This is a genomic window from Parasphingorhabdus sp. (assembly GCF_965233695.1).
Classification (GTDB): Bacteria; Pseudomonadota; Alphaproteobacteria; order Sphingomonadales; family Sphingomonadaceae; genus Parasphingorhabdus.
The window spans coordinates 3129279-3144480 of record NZ_OZ247497.1 but is presented as its reverse complement, the minus strand read 5'-3'; the positions used below and the strand labels follow the sequence as shown (position 1 = coordinate 3144480).

Annotated in this window: 14 protein-coding genes and 1 tRNA gene; 8 read left to right on the top strand and 7 right to left on the bottom strand. The window is 54.5% G+C overall.

The window, feature by feature from the left end:
* Positions 1-65: 65 nt before the first annotated feature.
* The 5 genes from ACO6S1_RS14955 to ACO6S1_RS14935 all read right to left on the bottom strand — a co-directional run bounded on the left by ACO6S1_RS14955 (position 66) and on the right by ACO6S1_RS14935 (position 2313).
* Entirely contained in the window at positions 66-281 is a 216-nt protein-coding gene (locus ACO6S1_RS14955) for a hypothetical protein (RefSeq protein ID WP_066740581.1), read from the bottom strand.
* On the bottom strand, positions 278-1279 hold the full coding sequence (locus tag ACO6S1_RS14950; RefSeq protein WP_066740579.1) for an ArdC family protein: 1002 nt from the start codon (positions 1277-1279) through the stop codon (positions 278-280). Before ACO6S1_RS14950 ends, ACO6S1_RS14955 begins: the two co-directional genes overlap by 4 nt.
* A gap of 167 nt (positions 1280-1446) precedes the next feature.
* Positions 1447-1614 carry a hypothetical protein gene (locus ACO6S1_RS14945; RefSeq protein WP_422343415.1) on the bottom strand — a complete coding sequence of 56 codons (168 nt, stop codon included), beginning with the start codon at positions 1612-1614 and terminating at the stop codon, positions 1447-1449.
* 284 nt (positions 1615-1898) lie between these two features.
* Complete coding sequence (locus ACO6S1_RS14940) at positions 1899-2123, bottom strand: hypothetical protein (protein ID WP_066740577.1); 225 nt, start codon at positions 2121-2123, stop codon at positions 1899-1901.
* A 55-nt stretch (positions 2124-2178) separates the two neighbouring features.
* A complete protein-coding gene (locus ACO6S1_RS14935; protein ID WP_422343414.1) occupies positions 2179-2313 on the bottom strand; it encodes a hypothetical protein in 135 nt (44 codons plus the stop codon).
* A 656-nt stretch (positions 2314-2969) separates the two neighbouring features.
* Between ACO6S1_RS14935 and ACO6S1_RS14930 the strand changes: the two genes are divergently transcribed.
* The 8 genes from ACO6S1_RS14930 (at position 2970) to ACO6S1_RS14895 (ending at position 13419) form a co-directional block, all read left to right on the top strand.
* Positions 2970-3593 (top strand): type IV toxin-antitoxin system AbiEi family antitoxin domain-containing protein, encoded by a 624-nt coding sequence (locus ACO6S1_RS14930; protein WP_066740575.1) that lies wholly within the window; start codon positions 2970-2972, stop codon positions 3591-3593.
* On the top strand, positions 3586-4452 hold the full coding sequence (locus tag ACO6S1_RS14925; protein WP_066740571.1) for a nucleotidyl transferase AbiEii/AbiGii toxin family protein: 867 nt from the start codon (positions 3586-3588) through the stop codon (positions 4450-4452). The genes ACO6S1_RS14930 and ACO6S1_RS14925 overlap by 8 nt, the downstream gene beginning before the upstream one ends.
* A 265-nt stretch (positions 4453-4717) precedes the next feature.
* Entirely contained in the window at positions 4718-5734 is a 1017-nt protein-coding gene (locus ACO6S1_RS14920) for a hypothetical protein (protein ID WP_066740569.1), read from the top strand.
* Between the two features lie 206 nt (positions 5735-5940).
* Entirely contained in the window at positions 5941-6843 is a 903-nt protein-coding gene (locus ACO6S1_RS14915) for a hypothetical protein (protein WP_066740566.1), read from the top strand.
* A 54-nt stretch (positions 6844-6897) separates the two neighbouring features.
* On the top strand, positions 6898-9954 hold the full coding sequence (locus tag ACO6S1_RS14910) for a hypothetical protein (protein ID WP_422343413.1): 3057 nt from the start codon (positions 6898-6900) through the stop codon (positions 9952-9954).
* A gap of 422 nt (positions 9955-10376) precedes the next feature.
* Positions 10377-10517, top strand: a complete 141-nt coding sequence (locus ACO6S1_RS14905; protein ID WP_161486501.1) for a hypothetical protein — start codon at positions 10377-10379, stop codon at positions 10515-10517.
* 3 nt (positions 10518-10520) lie between these two features.
* Positions 10521-12056, top strand: a complete 1536-nt coding sequence (locus ACO6S1_RS14900; RefSeq protein ID WP_066740562.1) for a hypothetical protein — start codon at positions 10521-10523, stop codon at positions 12054-12056.
* The gene (locus ACO6S1_RS14895) at positions 12049-13419 is read left to right on the top strand and encodes a hypothetical protein (protein WP_422343412.1); all 1371 of its coding nucleotides are present in this window, start codon (positions 12049-12051) and stop codon (positions 13417-13419) included. The genes ACO6S1_RS14900 and ACO6S1_RS14895 overlap by 8 nt, the downstream gene beginning before the upstream one ends.
* A gap of 329 nt (positions 13420-13748) precedes the next feature.
* Here ACO6S1_RS14895 and ACO6S1_RS14890 read toward each other — a convergent pair.
* Positions 13749-13833: transfer RNA gene (locus tag ACO6S1_RS14890), tRNA-Leu, on the bottom strand.
* 61 nt (positions 13834-13894) lie between these two features.
* A complete protein-coding gene (locus ACO6S1_RS14885) occupies positions 13895-15181 on the bottom strand; it encodes a tyrosine-type recombinase/integrase (RefSeq protein ID WP_066740558.1) in 1287 nt (428 codons plus the stop codon).
* Between the last annotated feature and the right edge of the window lie 21 nt (positions 15182-15202).

Sequence of the window (15202 nt, the reverse complement as noted above, 5' to 3'; positions counted from 1 at the left end):
CGCGCCTTGACCGGAGGGGTGGGCAAGACGTCGGAATGGGGGGCAAAGTTCGCAAAAAAGCCATTTCAGAACATTTCGATCTGGTTGCGGCTATTGGTGTCGAACAAGCCGTGATCTGCGGGACGCTGGGCCTTCTTGGGTTCCATCGGCGCATTGGCGCGTATCGCCAGCCTTTGCGCTGGCGTGATGGGCACAACACCCGACACTAAAGTCTGGACGCCAATCGGCGTTTGCTCGGCGTCAAGCGGCGGGATGCTATTATCTGGCGCTGCCCTGCTCATGCCACGCCCTCCGAGCGCAGCGGCACCTGATCGGTAAACGCCAACAGATAATCCGCAGCCTTGCTGGCCTGACTGGCCGCTTTGAAAATGGCGCGATTATCCTGCCGCAAGACGGCAAGCCAAGAACCAAGATAATCGGCATGGCGGACGGTGGGCGCGATACCGAGCGCTGCGCAGAGAAAAGCCGATGAAAGTTCGGCGCACAGTTCCTCCCGCGCATAAAGCGCGGTCCCGAAACTGCCCGACTGGTCGCGGCTTAGGCGGGTCTTGTGGCCCGTCCAGTGACCCAGTTCGTGCAAGGCTGTGCGGTAATAATCAATCTGGTGAGTGAAAGCGGGTTGCGGGGGAACCTGCACATAATCCGCGCCGACATTATAAAAGGCCTTGGTTCCGCCTGTCCGAAAATCTGCTCTAGTTGCAGCGATCAGAGCCTCGGCCTGATCGTGCAATTCGCGCTCGGGCAAGGGCGCGGGTTCGGCGGTCAATCGCTCCGGCAAGCCATCGCACTGTGCGGCATTGAACACGGTAAAGCGTTTGAGGAACGGAATGGAGCGGGGCTTATCGCCCCCGCCTTGCTCCTGCCCATCATCATCGGGCGTAAAGCGGTCGGCGTAAAAAATCGTCCGGCCCTTCTCGCCTTTGCGGACGCATCCTCCAGCGGCCAAGGCTTGCCGGAATGTCAGCCAATCCTGCGAGGGATAGCCGCCGTCGATCACGGCTCCCCAGAGAATGAGGATATTGATACCCGAATAATGCCGCCCCGAAATCGCATTGCGCGGCAAGCCAGTTACGGCGTTGCCAGCATCCCAAGGCTTAACCCAAGGAAACACGCCTTCCTCAAGCTTCGCGACAATCTTCGCCGTTATCTCGTCATAAAGCGACACTTTCGGCGCAGCCCTGCCGCTCCGGCGCGGCTTACCCGCCGTGCGCGAAGCGCGCTTTGCCTTCGCTGTTCTGCCCTTGCCGCTATCACTGACTGTAGAATTCTCATGCAACATAACCGCCTCCATCACCCCAAAACTGCCGCACCCGGCCCCGGAGAGGCGGGGTGGGCGGCAAGAGCGACCAGAAAGGCCCGCATCAAGCGGTCAGGCGCACCCGAAGGGATGCAACAAAGAGGAATACCCGGTCCTGAAAGGCCGGGTTGCGCTTGAGCGCGGCGGGCCTAGCCGGGAGCGCCGTCCACACCGTCTCTCTGGAGCCGGAAAACAACGCCGGCGCTTCCGCGCCGTCCGTATAAATCGCTCATCATCGCGATAATCCGCCGCGCAGCGGCCCAACAAAGGCGGCACCCTTGCACGGCGCGACGCCGCCCGGTGGTGTGCGCGCGCATCTGTGCGCCAGCGGCCAGCGGGCAAGGAGAGAGGCAAGAGTGCCAGCGGGTCAGAACATAAAAACGCACCCTAAAGGAGCGCAGCGGGAAAGAGTGTGTCCTTAAAAAATCCCGCTCATTATCCGGGGCGTTGCGGGGTGTCCCCGCAGAAGGGGTAGCGGGAGACAGCGCAGCGGCTCCAGGTCAGGGGAAGGCCTTCCCCCGCCTGTAATTCGTCAACTAATGTTCTTGAAATGTCTTACCTCTGCCAGCTAACAAGCTACAATATTCTAATGAGCAATCTGTCAAACCAACCCGATCAATTCGAAACTATCCGTATCTCGCACCAAGCCCGCAAAATTCTGAAGATATTGGATCAGGAGAGAACCACAAATAGCCAGATTCTGTGCAGTTGGCTTGGCAAAATAGGCCTCGGAATCTCCCATCACAGCCTGGATGATCTGCTTGATCGTCTCGAAAAGGAAGAATTGGTACGAACCGAGAAAATAGACAATTTCTGCGTTGTCCACCTCCGCCAACTCGGCGGAGAAATTGCGTCTGGTATTGAATCACTGGAATGGATCGCTAGACCAGAACTGCCCGATTGATCAGATCATGACAGATCACCAACGCACTATCCCGATCGCCCAATGGGCCGCTCGTTCTGATATGGCTGACTGAGGCCAGATTGTCCGAAATCATGCTACATATTTCGGACATAAAATGACCTGTGCCTCTATTTTCAGGTCGCCTTGTCGATATATCTGTCGAGCAGGCAAACTTGCCCTGTGCGACCACTGGCTACGCGCATTAACATGATACAAAACCTCCAATTTTAGAGCCTGAACTGCGAGGTTTTATATCAAGACAGACATATCCAAAAACCGGATCGCACAACACGAGCCACCACATTGATGATCACCTGCGCATCCGAATTTTCGGGGTTTAAGCTGCTCTTTTTCGGAATTTCCGCGGTTTAGTGAGCGCGTTATCCGAATTTTTGATCGTTAATCAAACATATGGGCGCACCAAGGCCACCTGCGGTCATATTGAAGATGCCTGGGCAAATGGCATGTCTAAGCTTTAATTGCATTTTCACCATTTTCGCTATGTTCACCATACGGTGAAGCATGGCGAAACAATGAAAATCGAGAAAAGAGCGAAGAATGAGCGAGTGGCACTGCTCTCGGCAATAACGCTTATCAAGTTAACAATCGCTGCCAGGGCCAAAGGTCTCTGGTGTTTTCCCCCAATGCGCTTGCAATAGATCGCGAACAAGGTCCTCGAAATCTTTTCGACCTCTTTTTTCTAAATCCTTCAGCGTGACTAGTCACAAAACCTTTGATAGAAGCCTGTCGAGTGTAAGGATTTGTGACATGAAAGCGACCGCCCACCCTACCCAGCGCGAGATAATGCGCGACCTATTCGCGCACCAACCGATCCTGCGCGCGCGAGAGCTGCGCAAAGCGGGTGTCGATGGGAAAACCATAGCCCGGGCGGTCGAGGATGGAGAGATCAACCGCATCTCGCGCGGGCTCTACCAGACCTCTGACGCCGACATCGATGCCGACCAAGCTCTCGCTGAAATTGCAAAACGAATTCCGAAAGGCGTGATCGCCATGGTCTCAGCGCTCGCCTTCCACGAACTGACGGATCAAATGCCGCGCAAAGTGTGGATCGCAATCGGCAGCACCGACTGGTCTCCTGCGCCTTCCTACCCCCCAACCCGCACTGTAAAATTTAGCGATACCTATCACCAGCAGGGTATCGAGCATCACGAGGTCTCAGGCGTGTCTGTCCCAATATATTCTGTGCCGAAAACGCTTGCAGATATGTTCCGAAACCCAAAGCTCGTAGATCGATCAGTCGCCATTGAAGGACTGAAAGCTGCGCTCGAACAACGCAAGGCGACACCAAGTGAAATTTCCCAGGCTGCAATCGACGGCGGAGCCTGGAGCACGATGAGGCCTTATCTCGAGGCGCTGACATCGAATGGCTAAAAGGCCCACCAATCTCGCGAAATCAGTCAAGGACCGGCTGCTCAACATCGCGCGCGCGGAGGACCGGGTGTTCGACATCGTGCTCGTTCGCTTCGCGCTTGAGCGCCTGCTTTATCGCCTATCACAGTCCGCACATCGCGAGCGGTTCGTTCTCAAAGGCGGAATGCTCGTAACCGTCTGGCTGGAAAGCGAAAGTCGTGAAACGCGCGATGCTGACTTCCTAGGTTATGCAGATGCAAGCCCGGAGCAGTTGGTCGCGGACTTTCGGGAAATCATGAGCATCGCGGCCAAAGACGGCATCGAATTCGATCTCGATGCGCTTACGGCAAACCCGATCAGAGAAGAGATGGAATATGGCGGGACCAGGCTCAAGACTTTCGCTTATCTCGAGCGAACCAAGATACCGGTGACCATCGACATCGGATTTGGTGACGCTCTTGCTGCCCCGTCCCAACAGCTGACCTATCCTACATTGCTCGATCTTCCGCCTCCCGACATTCGCGCATATCCGCCCGCTACAGTGATAGCCGAAAAATTTCAGGCGATGGTCCAGCTTGGCATCGCGAACGGTCGCATGAAGGACTATTATGACCTTTGGGCTATGCCGCGAGCCCTCGACATCTCAAACGACGAGCTCGACGCCGCCATAATCGCGACGTTCGAGCGCCGAGGGACCGAGATTCCAATCGATCGTCCGCCCGGGTTGTCGGAACAAATGTTTCAAGACGGTACCAAGCAAGGCCAATGGGCGGCATATGCAGAGTCAATCGACTTGGAGACCGTCAGCCTTGAGGAAGTGATCGAAACCATTTGGTCAATGGTCGGGCGCGCCTGCAAGAGGATTTCAAAAGCAAAATAGCTAGTATTGTTAGTCAGCTTTTAAGGCTGATTGCAGACTGTCTGGTTGTGGGACCAAAATGTCGAAAAGCGGACTTTCTGCTTCCGACCCCGAAGCAAACTCGAAGGCAACATTAGATTAATGACCCAGATGATGTCTTGCTGACTGCGAAACGTTTAAAACACTGTTTCCGTTTTGATCTTCATTGAACCTCTCAGAATAGCGATCAGTTAAGACAGAGGGATAATCCGCTCTATTGCATTGAAGGAAAATAGGCTTAGATCAAATGATGCAGAGTATTCCCGAGAACGCGGCTGACGAACTTATCGTGCTTCTCGATTTTCAGAGCAACTGGTCGATTGATGCTGAAACCAGCCTTGCCTTTGCCTCGGCCGTTCTTGAAGTCATCCGCGCTGAGGTTGGACTCCAAGCAAAAGTCGAATTGCTAAGCGCAGGGACGGGTTCAAAGTGGTTCAGTTTTAGGTTCATTGATTTAGCAGCTCTCGTGGGAGTTGCGTTGGCGGTTGAGACCTCTGTGCTGACCGAAGGAACCTTGCTAAATCGGACTCTTGCCCAAGCCGACGAAATGGCGCGGATCGCTGCCTTTGTGATCAAGTCCGGCAAGGATGAACCGAAAACCATCCCGCGCAGCGACATTGCTATCTTAGCCCGCCGCGACAAAAATTCTGGAATAGTTTTAGACGAAGGAAACGACGATAACACAGATCCTATCAGAGATGCCATTTTTGAAGAGCCGCTGCGCTGGCTTGGCCGGTTCGAAAATGTTGAGGACGGGCTTAAGTTTGTTGTCGGGGAGAAGGTCAAATACGTCTGCCGCTTCAAAGGAGAGATGAATTCCGGCGAGATCCCAATGCAAACCTCAGTCGGTCTGATTGCTCAACGAATTTTTTCCGACACGCACGGTAGGGGACAAATCGTAATCCTTCTTGTCTCGAAGATGGTCAACGACTGGGAACAACAGTGGGTCTACGATACCACTGCTGGTGATGCATTGACCGTCCGCGCTGGCGGATATCTTCGTTTGCTATCGGGCGGTGAAGCAACGTTCAGCACATTTGGAGGTCCGAATTTTTACACCAGCTCGGAACCTGTTGAAGCAGGCCCCTACAGCGCGGGTCAACGCCTTATAGCTGACGTGCGTCTGGTGGCCCACCGCGACGGTCGGACTGGAGCCCACTTTCACGATATCGACGACGAAGAGCAATTCATTGAAAGAGAACGTAGCACTTTCGAGGCGGCTCGCAGAGCCCTGGCTGACCCACTCGACGAACTCGAAGGCTGAAAAGGAAATCCTCCAATTTTTTGCTGAAGCTCCAAGGCTGTATTCAGTTTTCGATTTCTACTCGAATAGCTTCCGAAATTAAAATGGACCAAACGCCGCTAATGCCCGATCCCGCAATAGCTAGATTGAAGATGAATTCATGAGACTGATTTGAAATTTCGAGACTTGTGCTGGCACAACGACCACCAGACGATTAACAAGATCATGTGCAATCATCTGACTACATACGGCGCCATTTAGTTCTCGAAGATCGGATCGTTCCCGAAGCCGAGATTCTAGCCACGGATCGTCATATTATCCTCCTTGCAGAACCGGGTGCGGGGAAAACGGAACTGCTTGATAGTTTTTCTCGCGATCTTGGAATTAAGCGCCAACGGGCCAGCGTTCTCCGATCACGAGACATTCCGACGAATGTCGCAACTCTTATTGTCGACAGCTTCGATGAGGTGGCGAAGTTGGATTTATCTGCCTTCGACGATCTGATTGGCAGAATTGCAAGCGCTAAACCGAAACGCGTCATCATCGCCAGCCGATCAAGTGAGTGGGATTCCGCTCGCTACGATCGGATGCTCGCCGAGCTGTTGGGATCGGAACCGATCACTGTGCGGCTAAGAGCTTTCGAGGACGACGAACAGCAGCAACTCTTTGAAAACCTCTATCCCGTCGAAGACTTCGAAACGTTCAAGCGTGCGGCGACCGAATTCGGTGTCCATGTGTTGTTTGGCAATCCGCAGATGCTCCAAATCGTTGGACTAGCCTACATTGCCAATGATCGGGTGTTCCGAAGCAGGGCGCAGATTTTTAGCGACGCAGTCGAGCAAATGTGCCGTGAGCACAATCTCGACATTCCTGCCAAAGAACGGCTAAGCAGCAAGCGTATCGCCGCCATCGGCGGCGAGATTTTCGCTAAGCTTCTTTTGTCTGGCGCGACGGGCATTGCAGCTTCGGAGCATGCCGCCGATCGTGATTTTCCATTTCAGGGTGGTTTGACCGACCATGCTTCTGCAACTTTGCGCCAAGTCGTCGATACAAAACTATTCAAACCATCCGACGAGACCGGAACCCATGAGCCGGTCCACCGCATAATCGCCGAATTTGGCGCCGCCTAACATCTCGCCGAGCGCATCAACGACCGAACAGATCAGGTCACGCTATCGAGGATTTTGGCAATTATCGCGCCAAGCGGAGCACTAAGAGATGATCTGCGGGGTTTGCTTGCCTGGCTAACGACCGAGCTGGATCGAGATGCTCAACGCGCTTGCATCGATATAAACCCATATGCGGTCCTATCCAACGGCGATCCATCGCAGCTGGCTGGCGAATCCAAGATTCACCTTATCGGCCAGTTGGCTGACCTTTCGGCATCCGATCCCTACTTCCGGCGAGCAGACCGCTGGCGCAAATTCAACACGAAAGGCTTTTTCACGACGGAAGTTGTTGAGGCTGTGCGCCAGCTTCTTCGCACCGCTGACGGAAAGACCGACCTGCGCGATCTTCTGCTCGAAATTGTCGCACATTCTGGCGAGGAGCCCGCTCTCGAAGCTGAACTACGTGACATTCTATTTTCCAACGAAGCAGACTTCAACACGCGCTTGCTTGCGATGAAGGCATTGGCCGGGGTCGAAGGGCGAAATCGCTCCGATGACGTTTCAGCTTTAATCGATGAAGGCTCTCATAACGCGCTTCGTTTGGCAGCAGAACTCGTGATGGACGAGGCAGTTTCCCTCCCAGATGAGCGCCTGTTGCAACTAATGAGAGCCTTCATCCCTCTGTTCAAGGATGATGACCTAGCGCTGGAGGAACCCGCAGGGTCGACCTACTTTATTTCACTATTGGTGTCCGGTTTGCCGGCAGTGCAGGCCACATACCTTCTGAGCGAACTGAGTAGCGGGCTCAAATGTACCTGTGGCAAAGAGCGCAGCTATGAATGCCATTGCAGGGTCGGCATTAGCAAACTCATCGGCACGCTGCTCGATCGGTATTTTGAAGTTGCACACGGTCCATATTGTCCGGCGCAACTTTGGAGCTGGATGAAGGCGCTGAACTTCAGAAACGACAAATCAACCCGTGACAGTTTGTCTGTCAAAGCGCTGCAAGCCGATCACCTATTACGACGTGCGATACAACTACTCGCTTTTGAGAGCCTGAGCGACGAGCAGGAAATTTGGGATGCATTTATCAAATTTAGGCACGGAGCGATGCATTCCAGCCTCTTTCTGACCTCTGATGATGACACATGGATGCTGCAACACGCAGCGAAAACCAAGCGGATCGGGATGTTTTCGGCGTTCTATCGCACGCATAACTGGTACTCGGAATCCAAAGGACCTAGCGAGCATCGCGCTTTGCAACGAACATATGCCCAGTCAGACTCGGATTTTCTTCGGATCGCGGCTTCGAAGGAACGCGCGTCTCGGGCTGCAAAACTCGATGTAAGGCAGCGGCGCTTCAGGTTCCAGTCGAGGCGGCGCAAGCGTCAGGAACAGATCGAACGATCCAACGCAAAAAATTTCACCCAGCACCAAAGTGTGATCGCCAAAGGTGAGCATTGGAGTTGGTTAAGAGACTTCGCACGGGAATACCTCCAGGAAGACTTCCACGAGGATGGAGTGTTAAAGTACGTCCGCGATCCTGATTTCATAGAGAACGCCTTGCGATCAAGCGTAGGATTTTTATCAAAAAATGTACCAACGCTTGAGGAGATCGGGAAATCTAGAGCAGAAGGCAGATACTATGTCATTCCGGAAGTGGCCTATGCGGCCGTTCTTGCCGTATTTCGTGACCAAGGTTCGCTCGATGACATTGACCGATCCGTTGTCATAGCAGCAAAGACCGACATAAACGTTCACCATTCGGGCCTGAGCGACGAGGAGCGCGCAGCATTCCATGCGGAAATCGATCGGTGTCTTTTTACTACTGAGAATGACCTGCTCGACTTCCTAGGCGCCTATGTGGAGCCTCAGCTCGCATCGAGCTCAATAATACACTCATCTGCGTCACTGCTCTCATACGATAAGGCATTCGCTGACGTCGCCAAAGAAACGGCATTGCGTTGGCTTCGTGAGTTCCCACAAATGCCGCTATCGAGTGCTGAAACGCTCTTTGACATCGGCTCGAAATACGAGCGATATGACGAACTCCGCGAGATTCTCTCACAGCGCTGTCAGGAGATTCGTGAGAGTTGGCCATATGGCCCGCCCGAGAAAAAGCTTAAGGAAGCTCAAGACTTTTGGTTCCTGAGGTCATTTGCATTTGGAAGCGCTAAGTTTGAGTGGGAGGTCCTAAGCCACTTCCCTGAGAATATCTTCGCTTTGTCCCACCGCTATGACAGTTTGAGGGGGTCCAGAGACGGCGAATGGCCTACACTCAATGCCAGCCAAATTTATCTAATCTTGGACGCCTTCGTTGATAAATGGCCTGTCGTGCCTCTTCCCTCGTCGTGGGGAACTGGTTCTCCAAAAGGCGAGACAGCTTATCGCTTCCTCAACGGCCTCATTTGGAGAATTCCAGACGATGAGCCTTCGATGCAAGTCGAGGTTCTAAAGAAATTGCTTTCTAACGACCGCTTCGAAAAATGGCACGATGGATGCCGTCATTTAATCGCAGAAGGCAGACGGAAAAACCTGCTGCGGCAATTTGCTGCACCTAATTCGGACGTGGTTTGCCAGCTCCTGGATTCGAACCGAGTGGCAACGGTCGAAGATTTAAGGGCATTGGTCGTTGAAGAGCTACGGGCTGCAGAGAGATGGTTTCGGGACGGCGAGACCGACCCGATTGATGCATTTTACGTCGACGGTGAACATGTCGATGAGAACACAGCACGGAACCGGATTGTTGACCGCCTTGACCTGCGACTGCGACCGCTAGACGTGGTTCTCTCGATTGAGAGCGCGATGGCTCGCAGCAATCGCTGTGATTTCACTGCCGTGTCATCAATCGGTGGGCGGCGGACCTGCTTGGTGGTTGAAGTTAAGGGCCAATGGCATCGTGAACTGTTTGAGGCTGCCGCTACTCAACTGCACAAGCGATATTCTCATCATCCAGATGCAGCTGAACAAGGAATTTATCTGGTCCTTTGGTTTGGTCCGGAAGTTCATGTGGCTGGTAGAACGACCTCAGGCATCCAGACCGCCTCGGAACTCGAAGACGCTATTAGTCGTCGCCTTCCAGACTCGCTTGCCGGAGCCGTTGACGTAATTGTTCTCGACGTTTCGCGTTAAGCGAATGACCGCTTTTGGTTGGCCCCGCTAATGCTCTAAATATCCGAGATTGGGGCGCATTCCGGACCGGCTACAATTGGGCCGATTGCCGAATGGCGGCTTTCAGCTTCGCAGTTGCAAATAGCTGCCATTCGCGGCATCAGCGCCGAGATACCCTTCCGCCGACATCGCCGTCATTCACGATGTATTCTAAGGCTGTCAAAATTGCCCTACGTACATGGCGGCAAACTGGCTTTGAGGGGACCAGCAGGTTCTTAAAGTCCGTCGAACAAAGCAGTGTTCGCCATCCCCACCACGGTGCTCAGACTGTACTACCTGTTTGTCTTTCCGTCTGCTAAGTATGCGCACCAACCTAGCGCACTAATGCTGAGAGAATATATGACTGTTTTGTTTTGTGCGGCCGAGAAAAATAAGATGGTCTCATGAAACTGACCGGACTTCTTCAGCGGGTCGAACGCTATTTTCGGCGTGACCGCCGCTTGAAGAATCTCGCCGCAAGCTCGAGGGAGTGGCCGGGCATGATCGAGATCTATCTCTCCAACCGCCGCGCCGCCTCAGCCTGAGCGATGGCAAGGCTCGGGCGAGACATCTATCGTAAGAAGCTTGAGCGATACCTTTCGCACAGCGACGACGAGCAGATCATTTCGCTGGTCTCCGCCGTCGTTGCCGCCCAGTCAGGTAACCAGAAGGCTTTGACGGTGATGCGGGATCTTCCGCCAGAGGCCGTAGGTGCGGAACTAGGATCGCCCTACCACATTCCGCTGTGGTCGCTGGAAACGCTGATAAATGAGCTTTTGGCCACCCCGAAGGCCAAACGCTTTGGAATCGGGCGCACGCGCGTCCTCAATGCCGAGATGTTTCAAACCCTGCGCGCCCTGCATGGCATCCTTATCAAGCTGGAGAACGCCGAGGACGGAATCTTCCTTGAAAAGCATGATGTCTTCAACGAAATGGCGCGGATCGTTCAGCGCCAGTTCCCATGGCAGCGCGGCTTCATGAACGCGCCGCACCTCTACCGCTCCATGCTCCTCTATGGCACCGGTTCGGCGCGCGAGTATTTCGAGGCGAGCGCCGGCATCTCCCTTTCCGACTTCGTGAAGACCGGCGCATGCATGTCGGGTGCTCTGAAGAATAACGACTGGGTCCACCGCCAGCGGAATCTGAGCGAGATCGGCATATCGCCTGAGGTCCGGGAGGCAACTCTTCTCAAGCTCGCGATACCCCATGCCGAGGCACGACACCTTGCGGCGCGGATGCGGAAAGCCCATCGGCACACCGCCTATCGTCCCAGCATTCTGCGCGACTTCCCGATCATGGCGTTCGGCGAGCGGGGCGAGCGCCTTCGCGCCCCGATCCCAGAACTGATAATGTATCGATACACATCGGGCCTCTACCTCGACGTCGTGCAGGGCGGCTCTGCTGTCTGGACCGGCATCGGCACGCGGTTCGAGGGCTACGTGCTGGAGTATCTCCAAGCCATGATGTCCCCCTACGAGGTCATCGGCGAGCAAGTCTCCGGGCCGAAGAAAGCGCGGCACCGCACACCCGACGTGCTCGTCTCTGGAACGGATGGCATCGTCGCGGCGATCGAGTGCAAGGCGAAGAGGATGAGCTTCGACGCCAGATACGCTGACGATCCTATCGCCTCCGCATCTATCGGCTTCGACGAACTCGCCAAAGGCATGTTCCAGATCTGGCGCTTCTTCTCGCATGCCCGGCGCGGCCTGACGGGCGACGTCACGGTCGCTCCGTCCTGCCGGGGTGTGATCGTGACGGCCGACAGCTGGCTGACCATGGCGAGCAGGCAGGCAGAACAGGTGATCGCCATCGCCATGGCGATGGCAGACGCCGAGGGGGACATCGACGAAGGCGATCGCCGCGAGATCGCATTCTGCCCGATCAATGACGTCGAGTACGCCCTACAGCATGGTACGGCAGACAGCTTCCTCGATGCCTGCTGTGAAGTCTCCTCCGGCGAGAAGAAGGGCTTCATGCTTTCGGTCGCTCACGCTGCAACCCGCGACCAGCAACGCGACTATCCGTTCAAGGATCGGATAGCTGACGTTCTTCCTTGGATGAGGAGCGCATTCGAACATGACTAACAAGGCTTCACTTATCTCCGAGATTTTGGCGGAGCTGCGGAAGGCGCAGACCGAGAAATGGAAGCGGCCCCCAGCCGCTCCGGTGAAGAAGATCAGCTTTCCGCCCGCATTGTGGCTGGGCGATGGTCGCTCCATTCGGGTAACCGAAGCACTATTGGACGCAGTCTATGCCTACACACGGATATGCTGGAATAACGACCCGGCCTTGAAGCCCCGATTCAAGATCGATGAATTGAACAAGCTTACGGCGCAGTCCTTCGGCCTAGCGCTTGCCGAGATAGATCTTGATGACAGCGATGCGCAGTTGCACCCCGTCGTCAGCGAACACGTCGAAGAATTGCTCGACAAACAGATCGCCGGGCATAACCGACCTATAGACCTGACATTGGGATGCCACCTTATCGAAGGCGATGAGCCTTATCCGCTCCAAGTTGGACCGGTGGTATTTGAGACCCGCGAAGCATGGCGGCTACGCATGCTCGCCGCAGGCAAGTTATCGCCGACGACGGCACGCCGCCTTTATGCGCGCTGGAGCGGCACGTCACCACGGAAGCGCAAGCGCTCGTTCGATTCCTTTGTAGAAGAATCCATTGTTGACGCGATCGGTGAATGCCCAGTGGTGTGCAGCGTCGCGACGGATGGGCTCTCCGGCAAATACATCCAGGAGAAAGGCCTACTGGCAGCACGTCTCGCCATGACCGCCATTTCACTCACTTGGTATCGACCCTCGGAAGGCTTGCGGTGGATGAACCTGCTCTATGACCGGCGGCGTAGCCATCGTCATACCGTGCTGTTCGGCAGCGGCACCAATGTCGGCTCGAACTCTGCATCCGCGGAACTGCCTCTCGGTCGCTATTCGGAACCCGAGCTGCTCGAAAGCCTACGTTCTTATCGATGGCTGTTCGAGCAGATCGGGGAAGCGATTTATGGCTACATTCAGCCCAATCGGTCCATGAAGCGCCCGAAGGTTTTGAACGCGTTGTTCCTAAGCCTGTGTTGGTATCACGAGGCCTGTCGTGAATCGCTGGATCAGATAGCTACCACGAAGTTCGCTGCCAGCATGGACGCGTTGACAGGCGGAAAGGGCGTGCCCGGAATCCTTTCGCTTATCAGCGCGCGTCTTGGCCCCAAGCCCGATGACCCACTGATGAAGGACGGCCGCAAAACCAAGAAGGTGATTGCGCAAATTTACAACGATGGGCGTAGCAAGCTTATTCACGGGGCAAGTGCTGATTTCGCTCACGACTGGACGCAAGTCCGGGTAAGCGCAGAGGTGATTGGTAGATGGTTGCTTGTTTCGTCGTGTGATTGGTTGTCAAAAAACTCCGCCGTAGATGATCTGAACAAACTTAGTGAGAAGTAATCAACCTCCATCAGATATAGAAGACTAGCTGATCAATGGTAAATAGCACGCTCAATCAACGTCCGCTTGCAGGCAATCGGTGGCAGGCCTTAAAGGACCGAAATTCGGGCGCTTTACAGAAATAGATTCGCAGGCGTTGATAGCCGAAATTGAGTCTAGCAGATAGCAGCGATGGCTAAATCCCGTCCGGGATTTCTGAGGCCAGCATGACAATACCCTTCGATTGTCATTTCGCGAAAGCGGAGCGCGGGACGTGCGTCCCCAAGCGATCCGCTAATGCAGGCTCCTACCCACCGTCCGGTGGGCTTATCGGAGCCTGCTAATTTAGATGGTGCGGGCGGTGGGAATCGAACCCACACTCCTTGCGGAACGGGATTTTGAATCCCGCGCGTCTACCAATTCCACCACGCCCGCGTTGTGAGAGGCATATAACGCCGCCGTCGTGAGACGCAACGAAAAATATTAAGAACGCAAATTATGCCTTTGGCTTCATAGACTTCTTTGAGGCAGCAACTGCCTTAGGCCGGGCTTTGCGAACATTGACTGCCGAAGCATCTATGTTGTTCTTCAAATGCCGTCCATAATATTTCTCAATCATTTCGACGCTGGTGCGGCAGTTTTTGGCGACCTGATAAATATCTGCTCCTTCGAGCAATCGAAGGCAGATATAGGTATGCCGCAAACTGTAACAGGTGCGGACATGCCCATCACGGTCAAATTTCATATTGAGCTCGTCAAGCACCGTATTCATCATTTCGCGCGGCGTTTTCCCAAATATCGGGTCGGTGGGTTTAAGTTCCTTGCGATCACGGACGCGTTCGAAGGGCAGAATTGCACCGGGCATCGATTTGCAAAAACCGACACCCCGTTTACCGCGTACCTCGATCTCCAATATGCGCTCGCCGGTCGATTCATCATCGACGATCTTGACGTCGCGTAGCTGAATCCGCGCCGACTCATCGGGACGAAGCCCGGTGTTTCCCATGAACAAAACATAGTCGTGAAAAGTCTCGCAAACTTCACGCCAGCGCGGCTTGGGAGGATTCTTGGCCCGCTCGCGTGTGGCTTCGTAAAGCAATTTATATTCCTCGGGCGAAAACCAAGCGCGATGTTCCAACTTGCCCGATGTCTTATATGGCGCTGACATATCGGGGATTGCGGAAATCCAGCCCTTACGATTGGCGGTTTTCAATACCTGACGGAGCGTGACTATCTCGCCGTGCAAGGTCGCGCGGGCCGGTTTCTTCGGCTTGCCGGTTTTAGCGTCGAGGCGGGATGTCTGGCGGTGAACGCGATAGTCCTGCACCTTGCCCGCGTTAATGTCTTCAAGCGCTGTGTCGCCAAAGAATGGCAAAAGGTGAACGCGAACATGGATAGACTTTGATTCTACATACCCCTCATTGCGTTCGCCCTGGGTAATTACCTCGAACTCATCGAGAAAAGCTTTGGTGGCATCCTCGAAAGTAGGACCCTTTGACTTTTGGCGTAATCGACCATCGGCCACTGGTATAGGTTCGGCGATGTGTGGCTGGACAGGATTGGCCAGCAAGGTAAGCCCGCCGCGTCTGCGCTGGCGATCCTCTACGCATTTTTCCATATACCAGTCGCGCGCGAAATCCTTGGCCGCAGCGAGGCTCATCTCTTTAGTTGTCTGCCGGTGATTGCGACTGCCCAGATAGGTTGAGCATTGCCAGAAGCGACTATTCTCACGTCGATAAACGTGAAGCGCGCCATCCATCAGAGCGTAGCTTTCAGCTGTCATAACGAAACTCCAAAATGTGTA

Bases quoted from the DNA above. Each gene is read 5' to 3' on its own strand.
- ACO6S1_RS14955 (WP_066740581.1), bottom strand. From the start codon at position 281: ATGAGCAGGGCAGCGCCAGATAATAGCATCCCGCCGCTTGACGCCGAG.
- ACO6S1_RS14950 (WP_066740579.1), bottom strand. From the start codon at position 1,279: ATGTTGCATGAGAATTCTACAGTCAGTGATAGCGGCAAGGGCAGAACA.
- ACO6S1_RS14945 (WP_422343415.1), bottom strand. From the start codon at position 1,614: ATGCGCGCGCACACCACCGGGCGGCGTCGCGCCGTGCAAGGGTGCCGC.
- ACO6S1_RS14935 (WP_422343414.1), bottom strand. From the start codon at position 2,313: ATGTCCGAAATATGTAGCATGATTTCGGACAATCTGGCCTCAGTCAGC.
- ACO6S1_RS14930 (WP_066740575.1), top strand. From the start codon at position 2,970: ATGAAAGCGACCGCCCACCCTACCCAGCGCGAGATAATGCGCGACCTA.
- ACO6S1_RS14925 (WP_066740571.1), top strand. From the start codon at position 3,586: ATGGCTAAAAGGCCCACCAATCTCGCGAAATCAGTCAAGGACCGGCTG.
- ACO6S1_RS14920 (WP_066740569.1), top strand. From the start codon at position 4,718: ATGATGCAGAGTATTCCCGAGAACGCGGCTGACGAACTTATCGTGCTT.
- ACO6S1_RS14905 (WP_161486501.1), top strand. From the start codon at position 10,377: ATGAAACTGACCGGACTTCTTCAGCGGGTCGAACGCTATTTTCGGCGT.
- ACO6S1_RS14900 (WP_066740562.1), top strand. From the start codon at position 10,521: ATGGCAAGGCTCGGGCGAGACATCTATCGTAAGAAGCTTGAGCGATAC.
- ACO6S1_RS14895 (WP_422343412.1), top strand. From the start codon at position 12,049: ATGACTAACAAGGCTTCACTTATCTCCGAGATTTTGGCGGAGCTGCGG.
- ACO6S1_RS14885 (WP_066740558.1), bottom strand. From the start codon at position 15,181: ATGACAGCTGAAAGCTACGCTCTGATGGATGGCGCGCTTCACGTTTAT.